This is a genomic window from Vibrio crassostreae 9ZC13 (assembly GCF_000272045.2).
Taxonomy (GTDB): domain Bacteria; phylum Pseudomonadota; class Gammaproteobacteria; order Enterobacterales; family Vibrionaceae; genus Vibrio; species Vibrio crassostreae_C.
The window spans coordinates 210910-236012 of the sequence record NZ_AJYZ02000037.1 but is presented as its reverse complement, the minus strand read 5'-3'; the positions used below and the strand labels follow the sequence as shown (position 1 = coordinate 236012).

The window sequence follows — 25103 nt, the reverse complement described above, 5'->3', positions numbered from 1 at the left end:
AAATTTCATGGCTTACTTTGTTACGCAAGGAAGTTGTCATTCCCTATAGCGAGGAGTGAGCGTAGTAGGGAATCTTGTTTAGTTAGGCTCGCGTAGTTTTAGATCCCCAACTCAGTCGTTCCTCTTTCTTGAGGATGACGTATTTAGGGACTATGTGAGTTCAGCGTTTTATTAAGGAACACCATCAATGAAAAGAATCCATATCGTAGCGGGTATTATCTTCAATCAAGATAAGTCACAGGTCTTTATCACTAAGCGTCCAGATGACAAGCACAAAGGTGGCTTCTGGGAATTTCCAGGTGGCAAGGTTGAAGAGGGCGAAACTATTGAGCAAGCGATGACTCGCGAGCTTGATGAAGAGGTCGGTATCAAGGTGACCGAGCAGTCTCTGTTTGAGCATCTTGAATTTGATTACACGGATAAGTCACTTAAGTTCGATTTCATTCTCGTGACTGATTTTGAAGAGCAGCCTTATGGTAAAGAAGGTCAGCAAGGTGAATGGGTAAGCCTAGAATCATTGAATCAATACGCCTTCCCAGAGGCAAATGTGCCAATTTTAGAGCGAGTAATAAAAGAGTTTTCGTAATTGCTAGCCTGAGTTTGAGATTGTTGTTAGTTTAAAGAGATTAATCGATTGAACGTTGCTGCAAGAGATAAGTGGCAACGGTAACCAAAACAATGGAGATATTCGCAGTGGTAAGAATTGCAATTGCAGGAGCAGCGGGCCGCATGGGCCGCAACTTGGTGAAAGCCGCTCATCATAATTCAGAAGCAAGTGTTGGAGCTGGTTCAGAGCGTCCAGAGTCATCTTTGGTCGGCGTAGATGTCGGCGAGTTATGCGGTGAAGGTCGTTTTGATGTTGCTTTAGTCGATGATTTGTCTAAAGCCATCGAAGAGTTTGATGTGATTGTCGATTTTACTGCCCCTGTTAGCACATTAGCGAATATTGAACTTTGTAAACGTCACGGTAAAAAACTGATCATCGGTACAACGGGCTTCTCTGAAGAAGAGAAGCAGGTGATTGATGCTGCTTCAAAAGAGATGGCTATCGTAATGGCACCTAACTACAGCGTTGGTGTGAACCTGGTCTTTAAGCTGCTAGAGAAGGCCGCTAAAGTGATGGGCGATTACTGTGATGTCGAGATCGTTGAGGCTCATCACCGTCATAAAGTCGATGCACCGTCAGGTACTGCGATTGGTATGGGCGAAGCTATTGCGGGTGCTATGGGCAACGAGCTGAACGATGTAGCTGTATGGTCACGCGAGGGTATTACTGGCGAGCGCACTAAAGATGAGATTGGTTTCGCGACGATTCGTGCCGGTGACATTATTGGTGAACACACCGCTATGTTTGCTGATATCGGTGAACGAGTGGAAATTACCCATAAAGCCACTGATCGAATGACCTTTGCTAATGGCGCAATCAAGGCCGCGGTTTGGTTAAATGATAAACCAGCAGGCTTTTATACCATGACGGATGTGCTTGGTTTGAATGACCTATAAATAGATATTTATGCGCTGGCAATTGCCGGCGCTTTCTTTATTTGGTGCCTTTTCCTTAGTAATCTCACTTCTCCGATCTTCCTTCTACTTTCTTCTTATCGCCTTTTTGACTCCATTTCTATGCTGTTTATGCGGTCTTTAGTATGTTTTTTGTTTTAGATCTTTAAATTGTCATGTTTTCTCTTGGTATTTATCGATTGCGTTTTGTTGCTGATATTTTTATCACTCTATGGTTGGCTAAAATGAGGGGTAAAAATTAGAAAATCGTAATATTCGAGCTAAATGCGTATGAAAGTTGAACTTTTGGAGCTTTGAGGGGGTAAATTGAATTAGTCCTTACAAATGTTTAATTTCTTTTGAGTTAAATGTTGACACGTATCACGCAGATCACTAAAATACCGCCAATTTGTCTAATTTCCATAAACACGCAGTTTTTGGTGTTGCAGGAAGGTAGATTTGCAAATTAAATCAATTTTAATGCATTTTTATTTCTGGAGGTTGTCTTGAAGAAGTCAGCACTACTCGTCCTAGAAGATGGGACAGTATTTCACGGTGAAGCCATTGGCGCTGTAGGTTCTGCAGTTGGTGAAGTCGTTTTTAATACCTCGATGACGGGGTACCAAGAAATCCTCACTGATCCTTCCTATTCTCAACAAATCGTTACCCTTACTTACCCTCACATTGGCAATACCGGAACCAATTCCGAAGACGAAGAATCTTCTTCAATCCACGCTCAAGGCCTTGTGATTCGCGATCTCCCTCTAATCGCTTCTAACTTCCGTAATGAACAATCCCTTTCTGATTACCTTAAGTCGCAAAACGTTGTTGGTATCGCTGATATCGATACTCGTAAGCTGACGCGTATTCTTCGTGAAAAAGGCGCACAGAACGGTTGTATCGTAGCTGGCTCTTCAGTAAACGATGGAAACCTAGACGAAGCTCTAGCTCTTGCTAAAGCAAAAGAATTCCCTGGCCTGAAAGGTATGGACCTTGCGAAAGAAGTTACAACAAAAGAAGCGTATCAATGGAAACAAGGTTCGTGGACGCTTACGGGTGGACTTCCTGAAGCGAAAGCAGACTCAGAATTGCCATACCACGTTGTTGCTTATGACTTCGGTGCAAAACGAAACATCCTACGAATGCTTGTTGACCGCGGCTGCCGCCTAACGGTTGTTCCTGCTGAGACTTCAGCTGAAGAAGTACTTGCTCTGAACCCAGACGGTGTTTTCCTTTCAAACGGCCCTGGTGACCCAGAACCATGTACTTACGCAATTGAAGCGACAAAAGTGTTCCTAGAAAAAGGCTTACCAATCTTCGGTATCTGTCTAGGTCACCAGATTCTTGCTCTTGCGTCAGGCGCTAAGACAGTGAAGATGAAGTTTGGTCACCACGGTGCAAACCACCCGGTTAAAGATTTAGATCGTGATGTTGTGATGATTACTTCGCAAAACCACGGCTTTGCTGCTGACGAAGAAACCCTTCCAGAGACACTGCGTGCAACGCACAAATCACTATTTGATGGTTCTCTACAAGGTATTCACCGTACAGACAAACCAGCATTCAGCTTCCAAGGTCACCCTGAAGCGAGCCCAGGTCCAGAAGACGCAGCGCCGTTATTCGACCACTTTATTGAACTAATCAAACAGCACACAGCGTAATTCGGAGTAGTAGACAATGCCAAAACGTACTGACATTAAAAGTATTCTTATTCTAGGTGCTGGCCCGATCGTTATCGGCCAAGCATGTGAGTTCGATTACTCTGGTGCTCAAGCTTGTAAAGCGCTTCGCGAAGAAGGTTACCGAGTTATTCTTGTGAACTCGAACCCAGCGACAATCATGACTGACCCAGATATGGCAGATGCAACTTACATCGAGCCTATCCAATGGGAAGTTGTGCGTAACATCATCGCTAAAGAGAAGCCTGATGCAGTTCTACCTACTATGGGTGGCCAAACTGCATTGAACTGTGCTCTAGACCTAGAAAAGCACGGCGTTCTTGAAGAGTTCGGTGTTGAAATGATTGGTGCAACGGCTGACGCTATCGATAAAGCAGAAGACCGTTCACGCTTCGATAAAGCAATGAAAGCAATTGGCCTTGAGTGTCCAACTGCTGATACAGCGAAAACGATGGAAGAAGCTTACAAAGTTTTAGACATGGTTGGCTTCCCTTGTATCATTCGTCCATCGTTCACGATGGGTGGTACTGGTGGCGGTATCGCTTACAACAAAGAAGAATTTGAAGAAATCTGTCGTCGTGGTTTGGATCTATCTCCAACTAATGAACTTCTTATCGATGAATCACTTATCGGTTGGAAAGAGTACGAGATGGAAGTGGTTCGTGACAAAAACGACAACTGCATCATCGTATGTGCGATTGAAAACTTCGACCCAATGGGTATTCACACAGGTGACTCAATCACTGTGGCTCCAGCTCAAACGCTGACAGATAAAGAATACCAACTAATGCGTAACGCATCTCTAGCAGTACTGCGTGAGATTGGTGTTGAAACAGGTGGTTCAAACGTACAGTTTGGTATCAACCCGAAAGATGGCCGTATGGTTATCATCGAAATGAACCCACGTGTATCTCGCTCTTCTGCACTAGCATCTAAAGCAACAGGTTTCCCAATCGCTAAGATTGCAGCGAAACTGGCTGTTGGTTTCACGCTAGACGAGCTAATGAATGACATCACTGGCGGCGCAACTCCAGCATCATTCGAACCAACAATCGACTACGTAGTAACTAAGATTCCTCGTTTTAACTTCGAGAAGTTTGCAGGTGCTAACGACCGCCTAACGACGCAAATGAAGTCGGTTGGTGAAGTTATGGCTATCGGCCGTAACCAACAAGAATCTCTACAAAAAGCACTTCGCGGCCTAGAAGTTGGCGCGACTGGTTTTGACGAAATGGTAGACCTAGACGCACCAGATGCTCTAACGACTATCCGTCACGAACTTAAAGAAGCTGGCGCAGAGCGTATTTGGTACATCGCTGACGCATTCCGTGCTGGTATGTCGGTAGATGGTGTATTCAACCTAACGCAAATCGACCGTTGGTTCCTAGTTCAAATCGAAGACATCGTTAAGCTAGAGCAAGAACTTAAAGCGAAAGGCTTTGCTGGTCTAAATAAAGACGAGCTAAACAAGCTTAAGCGTAAAGGTTTTGCTGATGCGCGCCTATCTAAGATTCTAGGTGTGGCGGAAAGCGAAATCCGTCGTCTACGTGACCAATACGATATCCACCCGGTATACAAGCGTGTAGATACGTGTGCAGCTGAGTTCTCTTCAGATACGGCTTACATGTACTCATCTTACGATGACGAGTGTGAAGCAAACCCAACAGACAAAGAAAAAATCATGATTCTAGGCGGCGGTCCAAACCGTATCGGCCAAGGCATTGAATTTGACTACTGTTGTGTACACGCATCACTAGCGCTACGTGAAGATGGCTACGAAACTATCATGGTTAACTGTAACCCTGAGACAGTTTCTACAGACTACGATACGTCTGACCGTCTGTACTTCGAACCAGTAACTCTGGAAGACGTACTAGCAATCGCTCGTGTTGAGAAGCCAAAAGGCGTTATCGTTCAGTACGGTGGTCAAACGCCACTTAAACTGGCACGTGCTCTTGAAGCTGCTGGCGTACCAATCATCGGTACTAGCCCAGACGCAATCGACCGTGCAGAAGACCGTGAGCGTTTCCAAGTTGCTGTAGACCGTCTAGGCCTACTTCAACCAGAAAACGCGACAGTAACAACAATGGAGCAAGCGGTAGAGAAATCTCGTGAAATCGGCTTCCCACTTGTTGTACGTCCTTCTTACGTACTTGGTGGTCGTGCGATGGAAATCGTATACGACGAGCAAGACCTACGTCGCTACTTCAACGAAGCAGTTAGCGTATCAAACGAATCTCCAGTACTACTTGATAGCTTCCTAGATGACGCTGTTGAAGTAGACGTAGATGCGATTTGTGACGGTGAGCGCGTTGTAATCGGCGGTATTATGGAGCACATCGAGCAAGCGGGTGTTCACTCTGGTGACTCAGCATGTTCTCTTCCTGCATACACGCTAAGCCAAGAAATCCAAGACGTAATGCGCGAGCAAGTTGAAAAGCTAGCGTTCGAGTTGGGTGTTCGTGGTCTGATGAACACGCAGTTTGCTGTTAAGAACAATGAAGTGTACCTAATCGAGGTTAACCCTCGTGCAGCACGTACGGTTCCATTCGTATCTAAAGCAACTGGTGCGCCAATCGCTAAGATTGCCGCTCGTGTAATGGCGGGTCAATCTCTAGAGTCTCAAGGCTTTACGAAAGAAATCATCCCACCTTACTACTCAGTGAAAGAAGTTGTACTTCCATTCAACAAGTTCCCTGGTGTTGACCCACTGTTAGGCCCAGAAATGCGCTCTACTGGTGAAGTTATGGGTGTTGGTGCGACGTTCGCAGAAGCATACTCTAAAGCTGAATTGGGTTGTGGTAACATCTACCCAGAAGGCGGTCGTGCACTTCTTTCTGTTCGCGAAGGCGACAAAGAGCGTGTTGTTGACCTAGCATCTAAACTATCTAAGCTTGGTTACCAGCTAGACGCAACTCACGGTACTGCGGTTATCCTTGGCGAAGCGGGCATCAACCCACGTCTAGTAAACAAGGTACACGAAGGTCGTCCTCACATTCTTGACCGTATCAAGAACAACGAGTATACGTACATCGTGAACACTGCAGCTGGCCGTCAAGCGATTGAAGATTCTAAAGTTCTTCGTCGTGGTGCACTTGCTGAGAAAGTTAACTACACGACTACGCTAAACGCTGCATTCGCGACTTGTATGGCGCACACTGCAGACGCGAAAACGTCAGTAACTTCAGTTCAAGAGCTACACGCTCAGGTTAAAGCTTCTCAAGCTTAATCGCCTAAAGTGTATCGCTGATATGCGGATATAAATGCTCAAAGCCCACTCCTCGGAGTGGGCTTTTTTATGTCTGTTATTCCGCGGTAGCTTAATGATGAATATTTGGAATAGGTTAGAATCTTGTGTTTCGTTATTGCTCGTCTGCTGTGAGTGGTAACTTGTCGTTACACAGGACTTTAAGGCGTTGGGTATATGGAAATCACTCTAGAAATATTGGCTATCTTGTTTGTTGTTGCAACGGCAGCAGGCTTTATTGATGCAATGGCTGGCGGCGGTGGGTTACTGACTCTACCTGCATTGCTAGCGGCTGGAGTTCCACCCACGCAGGCACTGGCAACCAACAAACTCCAAAGCTCATTTGGCAGCTTCTCCGCGAGTTGGTATTTCGTGCGCAACGGTATCGTCAGCATCAAAGAGATGCGCCTTGCTATCTTTTGTACCTTTATTGGCTCTGCAATTGGCGCTGAGTTAGTCCAGCACATTGATGCGAGCCTACTGACCAGTGTGATACCGCTGCTGCTTATCGCTATCTCTCTCTATTTCCTGTTGGCACCGAAAACTAGAGCGTCTGAAGGAAAACAGAAGATCTCTGAGGCGATGTTTGCTCTGTGTGTAGGTGGTGGAGTTGGTTTCTATGATGGTTTCTTTGGCCCAGGAACAGGTTCTATCTTCACAGTCTGCTTTGTTGCGATTGGTCACTTCTCGTTAGTCGATGCTACGGCGCGCACCAAGGTACTTAATTTCACCTCTAATATTGCCGCATTGATCTTCTTTATTTTGGCTGGCTTGCCTATTTGGGAGTTAGGATTAGTGATGGCGGTTGGCGGTTTTATGGGCGCTCAGCTTGGCGCTAAAGTGGTGGTGACAAAAGGGCAGAAATGGATTCGACCCCTTGTGATCGTTATGTCGATGCTAATGGCGTCTAAACTGCTTTGGGAACAGCATCAACAATGGATTCTATCAGTGTTTTAACTCGTGGAGACTGGTAACTATTTGGTCTGACACAGATATGAATCGGCCGAATCAAGCCTGCTAATTCGGTGAAGCTATACAGATATTGAGGCTCAATATTGAGTGTTTTTACGATAGAGAGCGGTATTAACGCTGGCCCAGTCCCGCCCAATGCAAGTTGCGCCGCTGCGGTGTAGGCATCCATCTCCATCAAGGGTTTGATACCAAACTTCTCTAATACAGAAAGTTGATAAGAATTGGCAGGGTTGGTCATGTCGTTAGTGATGACCATTGGAGGAAGCTCCTTTAGCGGTGACTTACTCACTATGTAAAACGGCTCATCAAATAGATGGAAGGTCATCAACCCATGATGCGGTGGCAGTAAGCCAGCACACAACCCCAAGGTCGCCTTACCAGATTGCACTCGCTCTATGATTCTCGGCGTGTGGTTGGTGGTAATGGTGATGTACTTATCTTGCTGGATGAACTGGCCCATCATCTCACCTAAATAACCGGCTATCAGAGACTTAGAGCTGTCTAGGGTGATGAGAGTAGTATCTTCCAACTCTTGCTGTTCATAAATAAGCCCGCGAAGTTCATTGAATGTCGGGCCAATACTCTCTATTAATGCTATCGCATCTGGCGTGAGTTTTATCTGTCGGCCACTCGGTTCAATGAGCTTTTTACCTAGCTTCTTTTCTAAATTCGCAATCCGTTTGCTGACCGCTGATTGGCTGATATAAAGCAAACTGCCTGTGCGGCTCATGGTCTTTGCTTTACTCAATACCAGTAGAGTTTCGATTCCTTCGAGTAGCATTGGGTTATATTCATGAAATTTGGGAATGATTGTTTCAACTTACCTCAAACAACATTCATTCTCTAGTCTTGAAACTAAAGCTTTGAACCAAGTTAGGTATTTTTAGCTATGCTCGCACGTGTAGCGCGAGAGCATAATAATTGTGTTGGGGAGCTCAAATTAAGAAAGGCTCCTTTACGGAGCCTTTCACTTTGTAACGTTAGCTTATTTGATGGCGAAGGTCGGCAATGATAAATGCCAACGAATAGCGCCAAGCCTTATCAATAGTGTTGAGAACACGCCGGCCAGAAATGCAGTTTCTGAATCGTGCCCCATGCTGATCGCCATGGTATGGAAAGTACCACCAATGATACAAGCGGTCGCGTAGACTTCACTTCTTAGAATCATAGGCACTTCACGGGCAAGTACGTCGCGGATAATACCGCCACCGCAGCCGGTGATGACACCCATGATGATCGCCACTAGTGCTGAATCTTGATAGATAAGTGCTTTTTCTACACCAATGCCAACAAACACCGCTAGGCCAATCGCATCACATACCGGCAATATCCACCAAGCCAGACGTTTCGGGCGTCTTACAATAATCATGGTCAGCAAACAGGTGATGATGATGACCCAAAGGTAGGTGGTATCGGTGATCCAAAACACGGGAGTTGCACCCAATGCCATGTCACGAATTGTGCCGCCGCCAATCGCGGTTACACTGCCTAGAACGGCGACGCCAAAGGGATCCATCTTAAGACGGCCAGCGACAAATACGCCTGAGACAGCAAAGATGGCAGTGCCAAATAAATCGATAATATAAAGCAGCATGGAGTCCATGATACTGGTGCTCTTATAGTTAAAATTGTAGGGACAGGTCGGTGGCGAATTGTACGAAAAAACGCAGCAAATAGTTAGTGATTTTGCCTAGCTCTATCGAAGAAATCGCATACTTGTTGGATCGCTTTCAAAGTTCTTGTTGTCGGGCGATTAATCCAGTCAGAATTGAGGGACCAAATCTGATTTTGAGCGACAGCTGGGATTTCATCTTCCCATGTTTGCCACATGGTTCCATTCTCAATCGCGTGCTGAGAAGTGAAGATCACTTGCGGTTTTCTTAATACAACTTGTTCAATACCAACTTGCGGATATGGCGAGGCGCTGTCTTCAAAAATATTGTGTCCACCACAAAACTCAAACACCTCACTTGGCCAGTGTCCTTGAGCAACAGTGATGATCGGCTTTTCACTGAGTTGGTAGAAGTAGTTTACTGACTCGGCATCTTTGTATTTTAGTCTCAAGGCGTTGAGCTGCTCTCTGTATTGCTGAGCGTTATTTTCGCCAATACTTGGATCGCTAGCGTATTGGCTCAGTTGTTCAATATTGGTTGCGATACTGTCTAGGCTTTTGGTCTTGGAGTAGTAAATATTAAAACCAAATTGCTCTAGTTTCGCGAGCTCTCTGGGCGGGTTTCCCGCTGGCCACGCAAGAATCAAATCAGGCTGAAGTGCGATGATCTTCTCAACCTTGATACCTTGATAGTTTGCCACTTTTTCAAGCTTATCGGCTTGTGGTGGGTAATCACTTCGTTCACTTACGGCGACAAGGTTGTTACCTAAACCTGCGCTGTACGCGAGTTCAGTGGCATGAGGAGCAAGGCTGACCACGCGTTGAGCCGGCTGTACTTGTTCTTGAGTCAGTGGTACTTCTTCTGCAAATGATAAAGGCAGCCATAAGCTGGAAGACAAAATAGTAAGGCTTGTAACAAGTGCTGAAGATTCCACTCTAAATCCCTTGGTGAATAAATAGTAAGGCTAGGCTTTGTAAAAATATCCAGATAGCGATGCGACCAAAGAGTAGTTTCTGAACCTGAGATAGATGCAGAGCTGACGGTGCGATTCTTCCGCCTAATTTTGCGCGAATGGCTTTAGTGTTGTCGTAAATCGCAGGGCCACCCAATGATAGTTCAAGCTTGTTGCCAACAGCCGTGATCAACCAGGCTGGGCCGGGTAGTGGCCAAGAGCGACTTTGGACTAACATCATCTTAAATGTATGCGTTGCTTTATCACCACATACGATCATCAAAGCAAACAAACGCATCGGTATAAATTCGAGAATCGCGACTATCTTGATCGCCGTTGAGCCGAACGGAGAAAATTGCTTGCGACTTGGCGACCAAGCTCGAGCTAACTCGACCACAAGGCGATACATTAACGCAGCGATTCCACCACCAATGGCGTACCAGAACAACACACAAACTACGTTACGAGCGTAACCCATGATTATGGTTTCTGTGGCGGCTTTGCCGAGGCCAAGTGACGAAAGTGATTCGGTTTGACGATTGACAATCGGAGCTAGTAACTGACGAGCGGCCGCTTTATCTTCTCGGCCAAGTACTTTGATCAGTTGGTTAGCCAGCTTTTCATTATTGCGCCAATCAATCGCGAGTAATAACAGTGCCAATTCAAACAGTTGAGATTGCCAAACCAATGGTTGCAGTGCCAATAGAATAACCAGAGTTGGCAGTACCATTAACCCCCAGGCTAATGTGCCTGAGATTAAACTTTGGGAATAGTTGTGGTTGTTATTGTTATTAACCTTGCTTGCTAAAAGCTCAGCAAACTTATGCCATAAGGTCGTGGGGTGTGCGGCATGGGGGATAGGTAAAATTAAATGAAAAAGCAGTGCTCCCCACATCACAAGGAGCACGCCATTTGCAAATACCTGATCAAACAGTGTTTGCATGTCTAGTCGCTTACTTTAGTAGGGCAACCATCTTGATAACCATTTCAGAAGAGCTTTGCGCTGCTAGTGGCAGGAACTCTTCGAAGCTCATTGGTGATTCTTTGTCTGCAACATCAGAGATTGCACGAACAACCACGAATGGTACTTGGAATTGGTGACAAGCTTGAGCGATAGCCGATGCTTCCATCTCTACAGCAACAACAGATGGGAAGTGCTTGCGGATGAACTCTTGGCGTTCTGCTGTGCAAACAAATGCGTCGCCAGTACAGATAAGACCGCGAACGGCGTGCTTATCTTCCATTTGTGCTAGTGCTTGTTCAGCGACAGCCATCAGCTTGTCGTCAGCTTTAAATGCTGCAGGTTGACCTGCCATTTGGCCGATTTCGTAACCGAAAGCTGTAACGTCTGCATCGTGGTGACGAACTTCAGTTGAGATCACGACATCACCAAGGTTCAGTGTTGAATCAAAACCGCCAGCAGAGCCCGTGTTTAGAACAACATCTGGTTGGTATTCGCTTAATAGGATTGAAGTCCCAACAGCCGCTGCTACTTTACCAATGCCTGATTGAAGTAAAACAACGTCAACACCATTTAGCTGACCAGAGAAAAAGGTACAACCGCCTTTATTAACTTCAGTAATGTCTGAAATTGCTGCTTTTAGGATCGCAACTTCTTGCTCCATTGCGCCAATGATGCCGATTTTCATGTGTAGTCTCTTAATAAATAATATTTAAACAGTAGAGCGAAATTGTAGCATGGATAAGAAGTGTCGAGCGACTGCCCAGAGGCACTTCTCATCCGAATAGCAGTGATTTATCTGCGGATTCTTTTATCTATTTGATTAGGCCTTCGCTTTTTAAGCTAGCACGAAGTTGTTCTGCACGTTTTCTGTTTACGCCAAAATCAGAATGGCCAGTGCGAGATTCTGAACGCACGATCAGTTTGTCATCAGTGATCTTAAGTTCTAAGTCATCGACAAAGCGCATGATGCGAGAAGTACATTCAATACGCAGATAATCTTCTGTTTTACTCGCGGTTTTCGATCCAGGTAAAGTTAGTGCAACCTGCTCAATCGCATCTAAGTTTGCTGAGTCAGATAACTCAAACGTGTCCAATGCATGCTGCTCACGGTCATCTTGAGTTGATACGCAGTTTGGTTTGTCTCCACAAGGTGATGAAGTTCTGTCTTTCATGTTCGTGATTCCTTGGCTGCATGCGGTTAAAGTTAAAAGAGATAGAGAAAGGAGAGCGGCTTTTTTCATGGTGTTTCCTATGGCTTGTTTTTAATTCTAATTGTAGTTATCGGCATTGGTTTATTTGTAATTGTTTTACGTATTTTCGTGATGCTTGTGATAAACGTATCTAATTTAAAAAAGGATCCATAATTGGATCCCTTTTTTATAGTAACGAACTGAGTAATAAAGGAAACCTAGTCACACTTCTAGGTAATCCAATATTCCTTCCGCGGCTTTACGGCCTTCATCGATAGCAGTCACCACTAAATCAGATCCTCGAACTGCATCACCACCTGCAAAGATCTTACTGTTGGTGGTTTGGTATTGAAACTCTTGCTGTCCGGGAGCCTTGATGCGACCCCATTGGTCGAGCTCTACACCAAATGGTTCTAGCCATTCCATTGCATGAGGTTGGAAACCAAATGCCATGATCACAGCATCGGCTTCTAGAACATGTTCACTGCCTTCAACGGGTTCCGGACGACGTCGGCCTGCTTCATCTGGTTCACCTAGCGCCGTTTTCACCACTTTGACGCCAGTAACATGACCTGATGAATCGGTTTCCAATGCTAATGGCTGAAGGTTGAACATGAACTTCACGCCTTCTTCTTTTGCATTCTTCACCTCACGGCGAGAGCCTGGCATATTGGCCTCATCACGACGATAAGCACAGACGACGTTAGCAGCATGCTGACGAATAGACGTTCGAACACAGTCCATCGCAGTATCACCACCACCAAGCACGACCACTTTTTTGCCTTTCATGTCGATGAATGGCGTTGGATTATCCAGCTCCATGACCTTGTAGGTATTGGAAACAAGAAAGGGTAGAGCATCATAAACGCCCGGTGCTTCTTCGTTGTCTAACCCAGCTCGCATGTTTTTATAGGTACCGACCCCTAAGAAAACGGCATCATAATCATCGACAAGTTGTTGTAGTTGAACGTCTTTACCGACTTCGGTATTCATCTTAAATTCGACACCCATACCACTAAAGATACGGCGACGGTTTTCCATGATGCCTTTCTCGAGTTTGAACGATGGGATACCAAACGTTAGTAGGCCACCGATCTCCGGGTAGCGGTCAAATACCACGGCCTTCACACCGTTTCGAACTAAGATATCAGCAGCAGCAAGACCTGCGGGGCCTGCACCGATGATTGCGACCTTTTTATCAGTCCATTCGACATGCGACATGTCTGGTTTCCAGCCCATCTCAAACGCTTTGTCATTGATGTATTTTTCAATGTTGCCGATGGTTACTGCGCCGAAATCGTCGTTGAGGGTACAAGAGCCTTCACATAGACGATCTTGAGGACAAACTCGGCCGCAAACCTCAGGCAGGCTGTTGGTTTGGTGAGACAGTTCAGCGGCTTCGATAATGCGCCCTTCATTGGCAAGCTTAAGCCACTGAGGGATGTAGTTGTGAACAGGACATTTCCATTCACAGTATGGGTTACCACAGTCTAAACAACGGTCTGCTTGCGCTTTCGCTTGCTGTTTAGTGAAAGGTTCGTAGATCTCTACAAACTCAATCTTACGTATCTTGATTGGTTTCTTCGCTGGGTCTACGCGATTCACATCAATAAATTGGTATACATTCTGGCTCATTATTGGCTCCTTCCAATTATTGCGCTTGAACACGAAGTTCAGCTGAGCTGCGGCTTTGGTGGCCGAGCAAGGTGTTCAGATCCGCCGTCTTTGGCTTCACTAGGTAGAACTTTGGAATCCATTCATCAAAGTTCGCCAGAATAGCTTCAGCGTGTACTGAGCCAGTCTCTTCTAAGTGCTCTGCAATTAAGCCACGCAGATGTTCTTGGTGGATAAATAAGTCAGACAGAGAAAGTGCCTCGACCGACTCGTTATTTACTCGACCTTGGAAGTCTTCGTTCTTATCCATGACATAAGCGAAGCCACCTGTCATACCCGCACCGAAGTTGACGCCAGTTGCGCCAAGAATGGCAACAATACCGCCGGTCATGTATTCACAGGCGTTGTCACCAGCGCCTTCAATCACAGCAACCGTACCTGAGTTACGTACGCCAAATCGTTCGCCAGCCGTACCAGCTGCAAACAGCTTGCCTCCAGTTGCGCCATACAGACAGGTGTTGCCTATGATGGTCGCTTCGTTACAAGTAAATGCGGTGCCTTGGTGAGGCTTGATAACCACTTTGCCGCCAGCCATGCCTTTGCCAACATAGTCATTGGCATCGCCTGTTAGGTAAAGCTCAACGCCGCCTGCGTTCCAAACCGCAAAAGATTGGCCTGCTGTACCGTCGAGATATAACTTGATTGGTGAACCTGCCATCCCTTGGTTGCCGTATCGCTTAGCAATTTCACCAGAGATACGAGCACCAATCGAGCGGTCTGTGTTGATCACGTTGTAGTAAAGGCTGGTGGATTGACGTTTCTCAATTGCATCGAGTGCATCATCCAGAATCTGCTGGTTGAGCTGAGCTTTATCAAATGGTGCGTTTGGCTCGGTCCAAAACAGTGGGTGACCTTCTGGAGATACCGGAGCTTCGAGTATTGAAGAGAGATCGAGCTTGTTCTGTTTCGCGGTGAGGCCTTGAACGGCTTCAAGTAAGTCTGTACGACTAATCAGGTCCGTGAGTTTTTCTACGCCGAGTTCTGCAAGGTATTGGCGAACTTCATCGGCTAGGCCTGTAAAGTAGTTCACCACCATGTCTGGCAGGCCTTTGAAGTATTCGCGGCGTAGTGTTTCATCTTGAGTCGCAACACCCGTCGCACAGTTGTTTAGGTGACAAATTCGTAAGAACTTACAACCCATTGCGACCATTGGCGCGGTACCAAAAGCAAAGCTTTCTGCACCGAGAATCGCACCTTTAATCACATCAAGGCCAGTTTTTAAACCACCATCGACTTGCAGGCGGATCTTATGACGAAGCCCGTTAGCAACCAGTGCTTGTTGAGTTTCTGCTAAGCCAAGCTCCCAAGGGCAACCTGCGTATTTTACCGAGGTTAGAGGGCTTGCCGCGGTACCGCCATCGTAGCCAGAAATGGTGATCAGATCGGCATAGGCTTTCGCTACACCAGTTGCAATCGTGCCTACACCCGGTTCCGATACTAACTTTACTGAAACCAAGGCTTTAGGGTTCACTTGTTTAAGGTCGAAAATCAGCTGCGCTAGATCCTCGATAGAATAAATATCGTGATGTGGAGGAGGGGAGATCAGTGTCACCCCTTGAACTGAATATCTCAGCTTAGCGATTTCTGCGGTAACTTTATGGCCGGGCAGTTGACCACCTTCTCCAGGCTTCGCACCTTGCGCGACCTTGATCTGCAAAACATCCGCATTGGTTAAGTAATGTGGCGTCACACCAAAACGACCGGAAGCTATCTGCTTGATACGAGAGTTACGGTCAGTACCAAAGCGTCGAGGGTCTTCACCACCTTCACCAGAGTTTGAGTAACCACCCAAGCGGTTCATCGCCATTGCTAATGCTTCATGCGCTTCTGGGCTCAAAGCACCGATCGACATTGCCGCAGAGTCGAAGCGTTTAAACAGATCGCTGTTAGGCTCGACTTGCTCTAGTGGTAGAGGCTGAGCTGCTTTTTTGAGGCTCATTAAGTCGCGTAACATCGCAGCTGGACGAGCATTTACTTGCTTAGCAAAAGAGAGATAATCCGATGTCTCACCTGTTTTTACTGCAGTTTGCAGAGTGCCAACCACATCAGGGTTATAGGCGTGATATTCGCCGCCGTGTACGTATTTGAGTAAACCACCGTGCTCGATTGGCTTACGCTTAGTCCAGGCTTTACGCGATAAGTTATAGATATCTTGTTGGAAATCGCTAAAGCTTGCGCCTTGGATTCGAGTGGTAACTCCGCGGAAACAGAGCTCAACAACATCGGAATGAAGGCCAACGGCTTCGAAAAGCTGTGAACAGCGATAAGAGGCAATGGTTGAAATTCCCATCTTCGACATGATCTTGTACAGACCTTTGTTGATGCCGTTTTGGTAATTTTGCATTGCGGCACGATAATCTTTATCTAAAGAGCCATCATCCAACATTTTACCTAACGCTTCATAAGCGAGGTATGGGTAAACCGCGGTTGCACCGAAGCCAAGCAGCACAGCAAATTGGTGTGGGTCGCGCGCAGTTGCTGTCTCAACAACGATGTTGGCATCACAACGCAGGTTGGTATCAGCAAGCCTTGTTTGCACCGCACCAACCAACATGGCTGCAGGGATCGGTAGTTTTCCTTTCTCTAAACCTTTGTCCGACAGCACAACTAAAACCGCACCTTCGCTGACTTCTTGTTCGGCGCTATCACATACTGCTTTGATTGCTTGTTCTAGATCTTGGTTATTCGGGTCGTAGTGCATGCTGAGAATGACATGACGATAATGTTTTTGACTCAACTGCAGAAGCTGCTGCATGTCTGAGTAAAGCAGTACTGGTGAATCAAACGTGACACGATAGGCGTGACCGTCTGTTTCACAGAACACGTTCATCTCTTTCCCAATACTGGTCGTCAAAGACATCACGTGTTTTTCACGCAATGGATCAATCGGTGGGTTGGTGACTTGTGCAAACTTTTGACGGAAGTAATCAGTGACCAAGCGTTCTTTTGAAGAGAGCACAGCCATTGGCGTGTCGTCGCCCATTGAGCCTACTGCTTCTTGCCCCATATCACCAAGCACACGCAGCACTTGGTCGGACTCTTCGTTGCTCATCGCAAACTGTTTTTGGTAGGTCTTGAGCGTGTCATCGTCAAAGCTGCGCTTACCGACTTGCTCATCGGGCAGATCGGAAAACGGTGTGAGTTTGTGAACGTTCTTTTCCATCCACTCTTTATAAGGATGGCGACCTTTAAGGTCATTGTCGATCTCGTTAGATTGCCACAATTTACCGCGGCGCGTATCTATGACGAGTAATTCACCTGGGCCGACACGTCCTTTCTCTGCCACTTCATCTGGCGCGTAGTTCCAGATACCGACCTCAGATGCCAAGGTGATCAGGTTGTCTTTGGTGATGACATAACGCGCAGGACGCAGGCCATTTCTATCGAGGTTACATGCAGCGTAACGACCATCTGAAAGTACGATGCCAGCAGGGCCATCCCACGGTTCCATGTGCTTGGAGTTGAAGTCGTAAAAGGCACGCAGATCTGGGTCCATGTCTGGGTGATTTTGCCATGCGGGCGGAACAAGCATACGCATTGCTCGGAACACATCCATACCACCAGCTAGGAATAGGTCGAGCATGTTATCTAAGCTTGAAGAGTCAGATCCTGTCTCATTCACAAAGGGCGCTGCGGTTTGCAAATCGGGCAGCAGTGGTGAAGAGAATTTATAGGCACGAGCCTTAGCCCACTGTCGGTTACCTTCTATGGTATTGATCTCACCATTGTGCGCCAAATAGCGGAATGGTTGAGCCAGTGGCCAGCGTGGTTGAGTATTGGTTGAGAAACGCTGGTGGAACAGACATATTGCAGATTCCATACGTAAGTCTGCAAGATCGAGGTAAAATCGCGGAAGATCGGCTGGCATACACAGACCTTTGTAGACCATTACTTGTGTTGAAAGGCTACAAATATAGAAATCTTTGTCTTCGGTGATCTGTTTTTCAATTCTGCGACGAGCGATATAAAGGCGTCGTTCAATATCGCGTTCACGCCAACCCGCGGGGGCCGAGATAAACACTTGCTGAATATTGGGAACTGAATCTTTGGCAATCGGACCTAATACGTCGGTGTTGGTCGGTACTACGCGCCAACCTGCAACCGTTAAGGTCTCTTGAGCGAGCTCTTTATTGACGATGTCTTGCGCGGATTGCGCTTTGATTGGATCTTGGCTGAAGAAAATCATGCCGACAGCGTATTGCTTGCCGAGCTTGAAGTTATTCTCTTCAGCAATAATTCTGAGATAAGAGTCAGGCTTCTGTAGTAATAAGCCACAGCCATCCCCGGTTTTACCATCCGCAGCGATACCACCACGGTGTGTCATGCGATCGAGGGCTGAAATAGCAGTTCTTACCAACTTATGACTAGGTTGGCCTTCCATTTGCGCTATTAAACCAAATCCACAGTTGTCTTTTTCAAGACTAGGATCATATAGAGCCATTGCAATTCTCCCTTTTGCTTCTCTGTCATCCAGACAGTAAATGACTAACTATTCATATACTTGTTGTTTTTTATAAACTGATAGTTTGCTTTAGCCAGTTAAAACGTTATTGGTTGTGTTAACAAAACCGATTGATTTTATTTTCATCAGCTTTACAACGTATAGCTAATTGTGTTTAAGGTCAAGTTCATGGTTAATTATCATGCATAAACGCGATTAGCCACTTAATAATCTAAAATAGTCGATGGATATCAATGAGATATATAAGGTGAATGTTAACGGGATTTAACATATACAACAGGATGATTTTGAAAACGACAAATGCCAGATAGAAAAAAGGCTAGCATCGAGTGCTAGCCAAATATAAAAGTTAGGAAGGGTATTGCTTTTCCTCTAGGCTAACGTAATTGACGTTAGCCCGAGAAATATTATGCGGAAAGCATGAGTGAATCAGCTTTCGCTTCTAAGTTTGAGTTACCCATTAAGAAGTCATCAATGGCAATTGCACATTCACGACCTTCATTAATACAACGTACAACTAGAGATTGACCAGTACGCATATCACCAGCAGCGAAAACGCCTTTCTGGTTCGTTGCAAAACCTTCAGAAGCGACGTTACCGCGCTCGTCCAGTTTAATGTCTAGTTGAGCAAGCACGCCGGTTGGCTCCGGGTGTAAGAAGCCCATTGCTAGGAATGCCATGTCACAAGGAATAACACGTTCAGAGTTCGCGACTTCATCAAAGCCTGGACGCTCACCTGGTTTCGCATCTTGCCAAACGATGTCAGCAATACGTAGACCCGTCACTTGACCTTGCTCGTTACCGATGAACTCTTTGGTTAAGATGTTCCAGTGACGTTCACAACCTTCTTCGTGAGAAGTGGTGGTTTTCATGATCATTGGGTATTGAGGCCAAGGCATGTTTGCAGGGCGCTTCTCTGGTGGGATCGGCATGATCTCAACCTGAGTAATGCTCGCTGCCTTATGACGGTTTGATGTGCCCACACAGTCAGAACCAGTATCACCACCACCGATAACCACAACGTGCTTATCTTTAGCGTGAATCTCTTCTGTTTTAAGATCTAGGTTGTTAGCACGGCGGTTGTTTTGACCAAGGAATTCCATGGCAAAGTGAACGCCTTTCAACTCACGACCAGGGATTGGCAAGTCACGTGGAACCGTAGAACCACCCGTTAGCAATACCACATCAAACTCTTGGCGTAGCTGCTGAGCGTTAACATCAACACCGATGTGTTGGTTAACTTTAAACTCAACGCCCGCTTCAGCCATTAGGTTGATCTTACGATCAATCACGTCCATACCCAGTTTGAAGTCTGGGATACCGAAGCGAAGTAGACCACCGACTTTCTCGTCACGTTCAAATACCGTTACCGAGTGACCAGCGCTGTTTAGCTGCTCCGCTGCGGCTAAGCCAGCAGGACCTGAACCGATAACTGCGACAGTTTTACCTGTGCGAGAGCGTGGTGTTTTAGGTTTTGCGTACCCTTCACGGTACGCAGTTTCGACAATCGTTTTCTCGATATTACAGATAGTGATTGGGTCTTGGTTGATACCAAGAACACAGGCACTTTCACAAGGAGCAGGACAAACACGACCGGTAAACTCAGGGAAGTTGTTGGTAGAGCTTAGGATGTTCCAAGCCTCTTCCCAGCTGTCACGGTAAACCGCATCATTGAATTCTGGGATGATGTTACCAATCGGACAGCCGTTGTGACAGAAAGGTACGCCACAGTCCATACAACGAGAGGCTTGAGTATTGATCTTTTCACCAAACTCTTCGTTAAGTACGAACTCTTTGTTGTTTTCAATTCGAACTGACGGGTCGAGCTTCTTTGGAAGCTCACGACCGTGTTCTAAAAATCCAGTAGGCTTACCCATTATACTGCCTCCACTTCTTCCGTTTGTGCCTGTTGTGCTTCAGCTTTACGCTTTTCAAGAACCGCTTTGTAGTCGCGTGGCATTACTTTAACTAGCGATGCAACACTTGCTTCAAAGTTGTCTAGGAAAGATTGAGCAACTTCACTTCCTGTGAATTCAACATGCTTAGTTAGCATATCCAGTAGAAGATCTTTATCTTCTTGTTCAATTGGATCTAGGTCTACAAGTTCAGGGTTGAGCTTGGTTTCGAAGTCACCCGCTTTGTCCCAAACATAAGCAACACCGCCACTCATGCCCGCAGCAAAGTTACGACCTGTTGAACCAAGGATAATGGCAACACCACCAGTCATGTATTCACAACCGTGGTCACCAACGCCCTCAACAACAACCTTCGCACCTGAGTTACGAACACAGAAACGTTCGCCTGCCATACCGCGAATGAAAGATTCACCTGAAGTCGCACCGTAGAAACATACGTTACCTACCACGATGTTGTCTTCAGCAACGATAGTCGATTTCGCATCTGGGTACAGTACCAAAGTACCGCCAGACAGACCTTTACCCCAGTAATCGTTCGCGTCGCCTTCTACTTCGAACTTAACGCCTTTCGCAAGGAACGCACCGAAAGATTGGCCAGCACTACCGTGGAACTTAACGTTCATTGGTTGTGGTAAACCTTGGTCTTTGTAAACCTTCGAGATTTCGTTCGACAGCATGGTACCTGCAGAGCGGTCCGTGTTGATGATAGGGAAGCTTGCATTCACGGCTTCGCCTTTCTCAAGAGCTGGAATCGCAGCTTGAATCAACTTGCGGTCTAGAACGTCTTCTAGGTTGTGGTTTTGTTGTGTCTGGTTGTAGATACCATCTTCTTCACGCGCCTGCTCGATGTGCAGTACCGGTGTTAGATCTAGGTTCTTGTACTTCCAGTGACCGATGTCATCACGAACTTTAAGTTTGTGCGATTGACCAACCATCTCATCGATAGAGCGGAAGCCAAGTTCAGCCATTACTTCACGCAGACCTTCAGCCATGTATTGGAAGAAAGTGACTACGTCTTCTACGCGGCCGTCGAAACGCTCACGCAGAGTCTTGTTCTGTGTTGCGATACCAACAGGACATGTATTCTTGTGACACTTACGCATCATGATACAGCCTTCAACCACTAGAGCTGCTGTTGCTACGCCCCATTCTTCAGCGCCAAGTAACGTTGCTACTGCAAGGTCACGTGGTGTTTTCATCTGACCATCAGACTGAACAACGATACGGTTACGTAGGCCGTTTTTCAGTAGTGTTTGGTGCGTTTCCGCTAGACCCAGCTCCCAAGGCAGGCCTGTGTGACGGATAGAAGACATCGGAGATGCACCCGTACCACCATCGAAACCTGCGATAAGTACTACGTCAGCTTTCGCTTTTGCTACACCTGATGCAATCGTACCTACGCCAGCTTCTGATACTAGCTTCACGTTGACACGGCCGTTACGGTTCGCGTTCTTCAGATCGTAGATTAGCTGAGCCAAATCTTCGATTGAGTAGATATCGTGGTGTGGCGGTGGTGAGATTAGACCTACGCCTGGAGTCGAGTGACGCGTCGCGCCGATCCAGTCATCAACCTTATCACCAGGTAGTTGACCACCTTCACCAGGTTTTGCACCTTGAGCCATCTTGATTTGTAGCTCATCAGCGTTAGATAGGTAGTAAGACGTTACACCAAAGCGACCAGAAGCTACTTGTTTGATTGCTGAACGTTCCCAGTCACCGTTTTCTTTGCGTTCGAAACGTGCTGGATCTTCACCACCTTCACCTGAGTTTGATTTCGCGCCAATGCGGTTCATCGCAACAGCCAGTGTTGAGTGAGCCTCATGCGAGATTGAACCAAAGCTCATTGCGCCGGTTGCGAAACGCTTAAGAATGTTCTCGATTGGTTCTACTTCTGCTAGAGGAATAGAGCCTGCAGGGTTCTTGATGAAGTCCAGTTGGCTACGTAGCGTTGCTGCGTTGTCGCCTTGGTCATCAACTGCTTTTGCGTACTTCTTGAACTGACCGTAATCTTTGTTACGCGTCGATTCTTGAAGTAGAGAAATCGTTTCTGGGTTGAATAAGTGTTTCTCACCACGTTGTTTCCACTGGTAAACACCACCAACATCAAGGATCTGAGCGGGAATTTCACGAGCTGGGTAACCAACACGGTGACGAACCAATACTTCTCGCGCGATATCGTCGATCGTTAGACCTTGAATACGAGAAACAGTACCTGTGAAGTATTTTTCAACCACTGATTTGCTAACACCAAGTGCTTCAAAGATTTGTGCACCGTGGTAAGACTGCAGCGTAGAGATCCCCATCTTAGAGAAGATCTTAAGTAGACCGCCGTTAACACCTTTACGGTAGTTATCGAATAACTCACGTGGGTGTACGTTTGGATCTAGCTTCTTAGTACGTTGCAGTTCAACAATCGTTTCAATAACTAGGTATGGGTTAACTGCGTTTGCACCATAACCGATAAGCGTTGCAAAGTGGTGGGTCTCACGAGCGTCGCCCGTTTCAACAACGATGTCACACTTAGCACGTAGACCTTTACGGATTAGGTGGTGGTGAACCGCGCCAACCGCCAGCATTGCTGGAATAGCGGCATGGTTAGAGTTAACCGCACGGTCTGTCAGTAGGATGATAGAGTAGCCATCAATCACTGCGTCTTCTGCGTATTGGCAGATACGCTTAAGTGCGCGCTCTAACTTACCTTGGTCGCCATTTGCTTGGAATACGATATCCAGCGTCTTCGCCTGAAGGTGCTCGTTATCGATTGCACGCAGTTTTTCTAACTCAGAGTTAGACAGTACTGGAGACTCAAGTTCTACTTTTTGACAGTGCTCAGGTGTTTCAGCAAGTAAGTTCTGGTCTTTACCTAGGTAAGTGTTCAGAGACATAACCATGCGCTCACGAATCGGGTCGATCGGCGGGTTAGTTACTTGTGCAAACAACTGTTTGAAGTAGTTTGAAAGGTGCTGCGATTGGTGAGAAAGAATCGCTAGCGGCCAGTCAGCACCCATTGCAGAAAGTGGCTCGTAGCCTGTTTTCGCAAGAGGTAGAATGATTTCGTTTACTTCTTCAGAACTCACGCCAAACGATTGTTGTTTGTGTAGTAGTTTCTCTGGAGAAGGTTGGCTAAATTCGTTGCTCGCATCCGGTAGCTTTTTCAGGCTCAGAAGGTTCTCTTCAACCCACTTTTCGTAAGGTTGTGCTTTAGCAATGCTGTCTTTCACTTCTTCATCAGAAATGATGCGGCCTTGCTCAAGGTCAGCAACGAAGATACGACCTGGTTGTAGACGACCACGGTACTCAACGTTTTCAGGTGCAATCTCAACAACACCAGACTCAGACGCCATTACTAGGAAGTCGTCTTTAGTTACTGTGTAGCGAGAAGGACGCAGACCGTTACGGTCAAGTGTTGCACCTACTTGAACACCATCGGTGAAACATACTGATGCTGGGCCATCCCATGGTTCCATTACGTTCGCGTGGTACTGGTAGAACGCACGACGAGTTGGATCCATGTTTTTGTTTTCTTGCCATGCTTCCGGGATCATCATCATCAACGCGTGTGGCAGAGTACGACCTGAAAGAACAAGTAGCTCAAGTGCCATATCGAAGTTTGATGAATCCGAACTACCTTCCTGACAGATAGGAAGCAGCATGTCGATTTCAGCTTGTGTAAACAGATCCGATTCTAGGATTGCTTCACGTGCTTTCATCCAGTTCAGGTTGCCGCGAACCGTATTGATTTCGCCATTGTGCGCGATGTAACGGAAAGGCTGAGCTAGACGCCAACGTGGGAATGTATTGGTAGAGAAGCGAGAGTGTACTAGTGCTAGAGCTGTCACCATGGTTGGGTTTTGCAGATCTAGGAAGTACTGAGGAACTTGTTCAGTTGTTAGCTGACCTTTGTACACCAATGTCTTGTAAGACATAGAGTTGATGTAGAAGTCATCACCGATATTTGAAACGCTTTCTAGGCATACACGAACCGTGTAGTTACGTAGAACATACAGTTTACGCTCAAGCTCTTCTGGTGTGATACCAGGGCCGCCAGAAATAAATACGTGTTCAAATTGAGGTTCAGTGCTTAGTGGGTCAGCACCAATCATTGAATTGTCCGTTGGAAGTTCACGGTAACCGATAACTTCTAACTCAAGGCGTTGTGCATTGCGTTCTAGAATGTCACGACACTGTGCACGTTTGTGTTCATCTTTAGGGAAAAGTACAACACCAACACCATATTTTTCAAAAGATGGCAGCTTAATTCCAAGCTTTACGGCTTCTTCTAGTAAGAATTCGTGCGGCTTCTGTAGCAGGATACCTGCACCATCACCAGAACACGGATCGCAGCCTTGGCCGCCACGGTGTTCCATACGTGCAAGCATATCGAGTGCTTGAGTTACTACATCATGAGATTTGCGATTCTTTAGATGCGCAACAAAACCGATACCACAAGCGTCATGCTCCAATTCAGGAGTATACAGACCCTGTGAGTTCTGCTCTTGATCTACCATAGATACATCCTTCCAGTTAAATCTAGGCGCAACTTATTTGTATAAAGTCAGCCTTGTCCTTTTATATTTATGGGTCTAAACCTGCCTATGCTGGCGGTTTGAATCCTTTCCGTATCTCGCAGGAAAAGTATTGCGAGAAAAACAATCCTTAGTGATACCTGTTTATTTTTAACCACAAACTAGTGGTTTATATAGGTGGGAGTTAGATATCACCGACTTATTAGCAAGTTTTCGTTGTAAGTAAATACTCAAAAATAGCCAATATGTGTAAGTATCCTACAATTTTGTCTAGGCGAATTGCAATGAAAGTTGACCCATGTAGACCATTTTTTTCGTTTTATTTTGAATTTAATGCCTAACAAATGTGCAACATTAGGCAAATAGAGCCGATTTTTTGCATGTTTATTGATATTTGTTAGGTTGCTC

The 25103-nt window shown here is 46.2% G+C and carries 15 protein-coding genes; 5 read left to right on the top strand and 10 right to left on the bottom strand.

The window, feature by feature from the left end; all coding sequences use genetic code 11:
• Window positions 1–187: 187 nt before the first annotated feature.
• The 5 genes from mutT to A136_RS11770 all read left to right on the top strand — a co-directional run bounded on the left by mutT (window position 188) and on the right by A136_RS11770 (window position 7383).
• Entirely contained in the window at window positions 188–586 is a 399-nt protein-coding gene (mutT, locus tag A136_RS11790; protein WP_017062897.1) for an 8-oxo-dGTP diphosphatase MutT, read from the top strand.
• Between the two features lie 92 nt (window positions 587–678).
• Window positions 679–1503: a 4-hydroxy-tetrahydrodipicolinate reductase gene (dapB, locus tag A136_RS11785; protein WP_020628676.1), complete on the top strand. Its 825-nt coding sequence runs from the start codon at window positions 679–681 to the stop codon at window positions 1501–1503.
• Window positions 1504–2006: 503 nt separating this feature from the next.
• Entirely contained in the window at window positions 2007–3161 is a 1155-nt protein-coding gene (gene carA / locus A136_RS11780) for a glutamine-hydrolyzing carbamoyl-phosphate synthase small subunit (RefSeq protein ID WP_010434758.1), read from the top strand.
• 16 nt (window positions 3162–3177) lie between these two features.
• Window positions 3178–6408 (top strand): carbamoyl-phosphate synthase large subunit, encoded by a 3231-nt coding sequence (carB, locus tag A136_RS11775; RefSeq protein WP_017059294.1) that lies wholly within the window; start codon window positions 3178–3180, stop codon window positions 6406–6408.
• Window positions 6409–6603: 195 nt separating this feature from the next.
• A complete protein-coding gene (locus tag A136_RS11770; RefSeq protein WP_017062895.1) occupies window positions 6604–7383 on the top strand; it encodes a TSUP family transporter in 780 nt (259 codons plus the stop codon).
• Here A136_RS11770 and A136_RS11765 read toward each other — a convergent pair.
• The 10 genes from A136_RS11765 to gltB (A136_RS11720) all read right to left on the bottom strand — a co-directional run bounded on the left by A136_RS11765 (window position 7334) and on the right by gltB (A136_RS11720) (window position 24677).
• Window positions 7334–8179 carry a LysR family transcriptional regulator gene (locus A136_RS11765; RefSeq protein WP_017062894.1) on the bottom strand — a complete coding sequence of 282 codons (846 nt, stop codon included), beginning with the start codon at window positions 8177–8179 and terminating at the stop codon, window positions 7334–7336. The genes A136_RS11770 and A136_RS11765 overlap by 50 nt on opposite strands.
• Window positions 8180–8383: 204 nt before the next feature.
• Entirely contained in the window at window positions 8384–9001 is a 618-nt protein-coding gene (locus tag A136_RS11760) for a TRIC cation channel family protein (protein ID WP_017062893.1), read from the bottom strand.
• 74 nt (window positions 9002–9075) lie between these two features.
• The gene (gene btuF, locus A136_RS11755; RefSeq protein WP_017062892.1) at window positions 9076–9945 is read right to left on the bottom strand and encodes a vitamin B12 ABC transporter substrate-binding protein BtuF; all 870 of its coding nucleotides are present in this window, start codon (window positions 9943–9945) and stop codon (window positions 9076–9078) included.
• Window position 9946: 1 nt separating this feature from the next.
• Window positions 9947–10906 carry a cobalamin biosynthesis family protein gene (locus A136_RS11750; RefSeq protein WP_017062891.1) on the bottom strand — a complete coding sequence of 320 codons (960 nt, stop codon included), beginning with the start codon at window positions 10904–10906 and terminating at the stop codon, window positions 9947–9949.
• 10 nt (window positions 10907–10916) lie between these two features.
• A complete protein-coding gene (gene mtnN, locus A136_RS11745) occupies window positions 10917–11612 on the bottom strand; it encodes a 5'-methylthioadenosine/S-adenosylhomocysteine nucleosidase (protein WP_012603226.1) in 696 nt (231 codons plus the stop codon).
• A 127-nt stretch (window positions 11613–11739) separates the two neighbouring features.
• Entirely contained in the window at window positions 11740–12168 is a 429-nt protein-coding gene (locus A136_RS11740) for a DUF1499 domain-containing protein (RefSeq protein ID WP_010434771.1), read from the bottom strand.
• Window positions 12169–12339: 171 nt separating this feature from the next.
• Window positions 12340–13752, bottom strand: coding sequence for an FAD-dependent oxidoreductase (locus A136_RS11735; protein ID WP_016787584.1), 1413 nt, complete (start codon window positions 13750–13752; stop codon window positions 12340–12342).
• A gap of 16 nt (window positions 13753–13768) precedes the next feature.
• Window positions 13769–18232: a glutamate synthase large subunit gene (gene gltB / locus A136_RS11730; RefSeq protein WP_017062890.1), complete on the bottom strand. Its 4464-nt coding sequence runs from the start codon at window positions 18230–18232 to the stop codon at window positions 13769–13771.
• A 428-nt stretch (window positions 18233–18660) separates the two neighbouring features.
• Window positions 18661–20130, bottom strand: a complete 1470-nt coding sequence (locus A136_RS11725; RefSeq protein ID WP_017062889.1) for a glutamate synthase subunit beta — start codon at window positions 20128–20130, stop codon at window positions 18661–18663.
• Window positions 20130–24677, bottom strand: a complete 4548-nt coding sequence (gene gltB / locus A136_RS11720; RefSeq protein ID WP_017062888.1) for a glutamate synthase large subunit — start codon at window positions 24675–24677, stop codon at window positions 20130–20132. Before gltB (A136_RS11720) ends, A136_RS11725 begins: the two co-directional genes overlap by 1 nt.
• Between the last annotated feature and the right edge of the window lie 426 nt (window positions 24678–25103).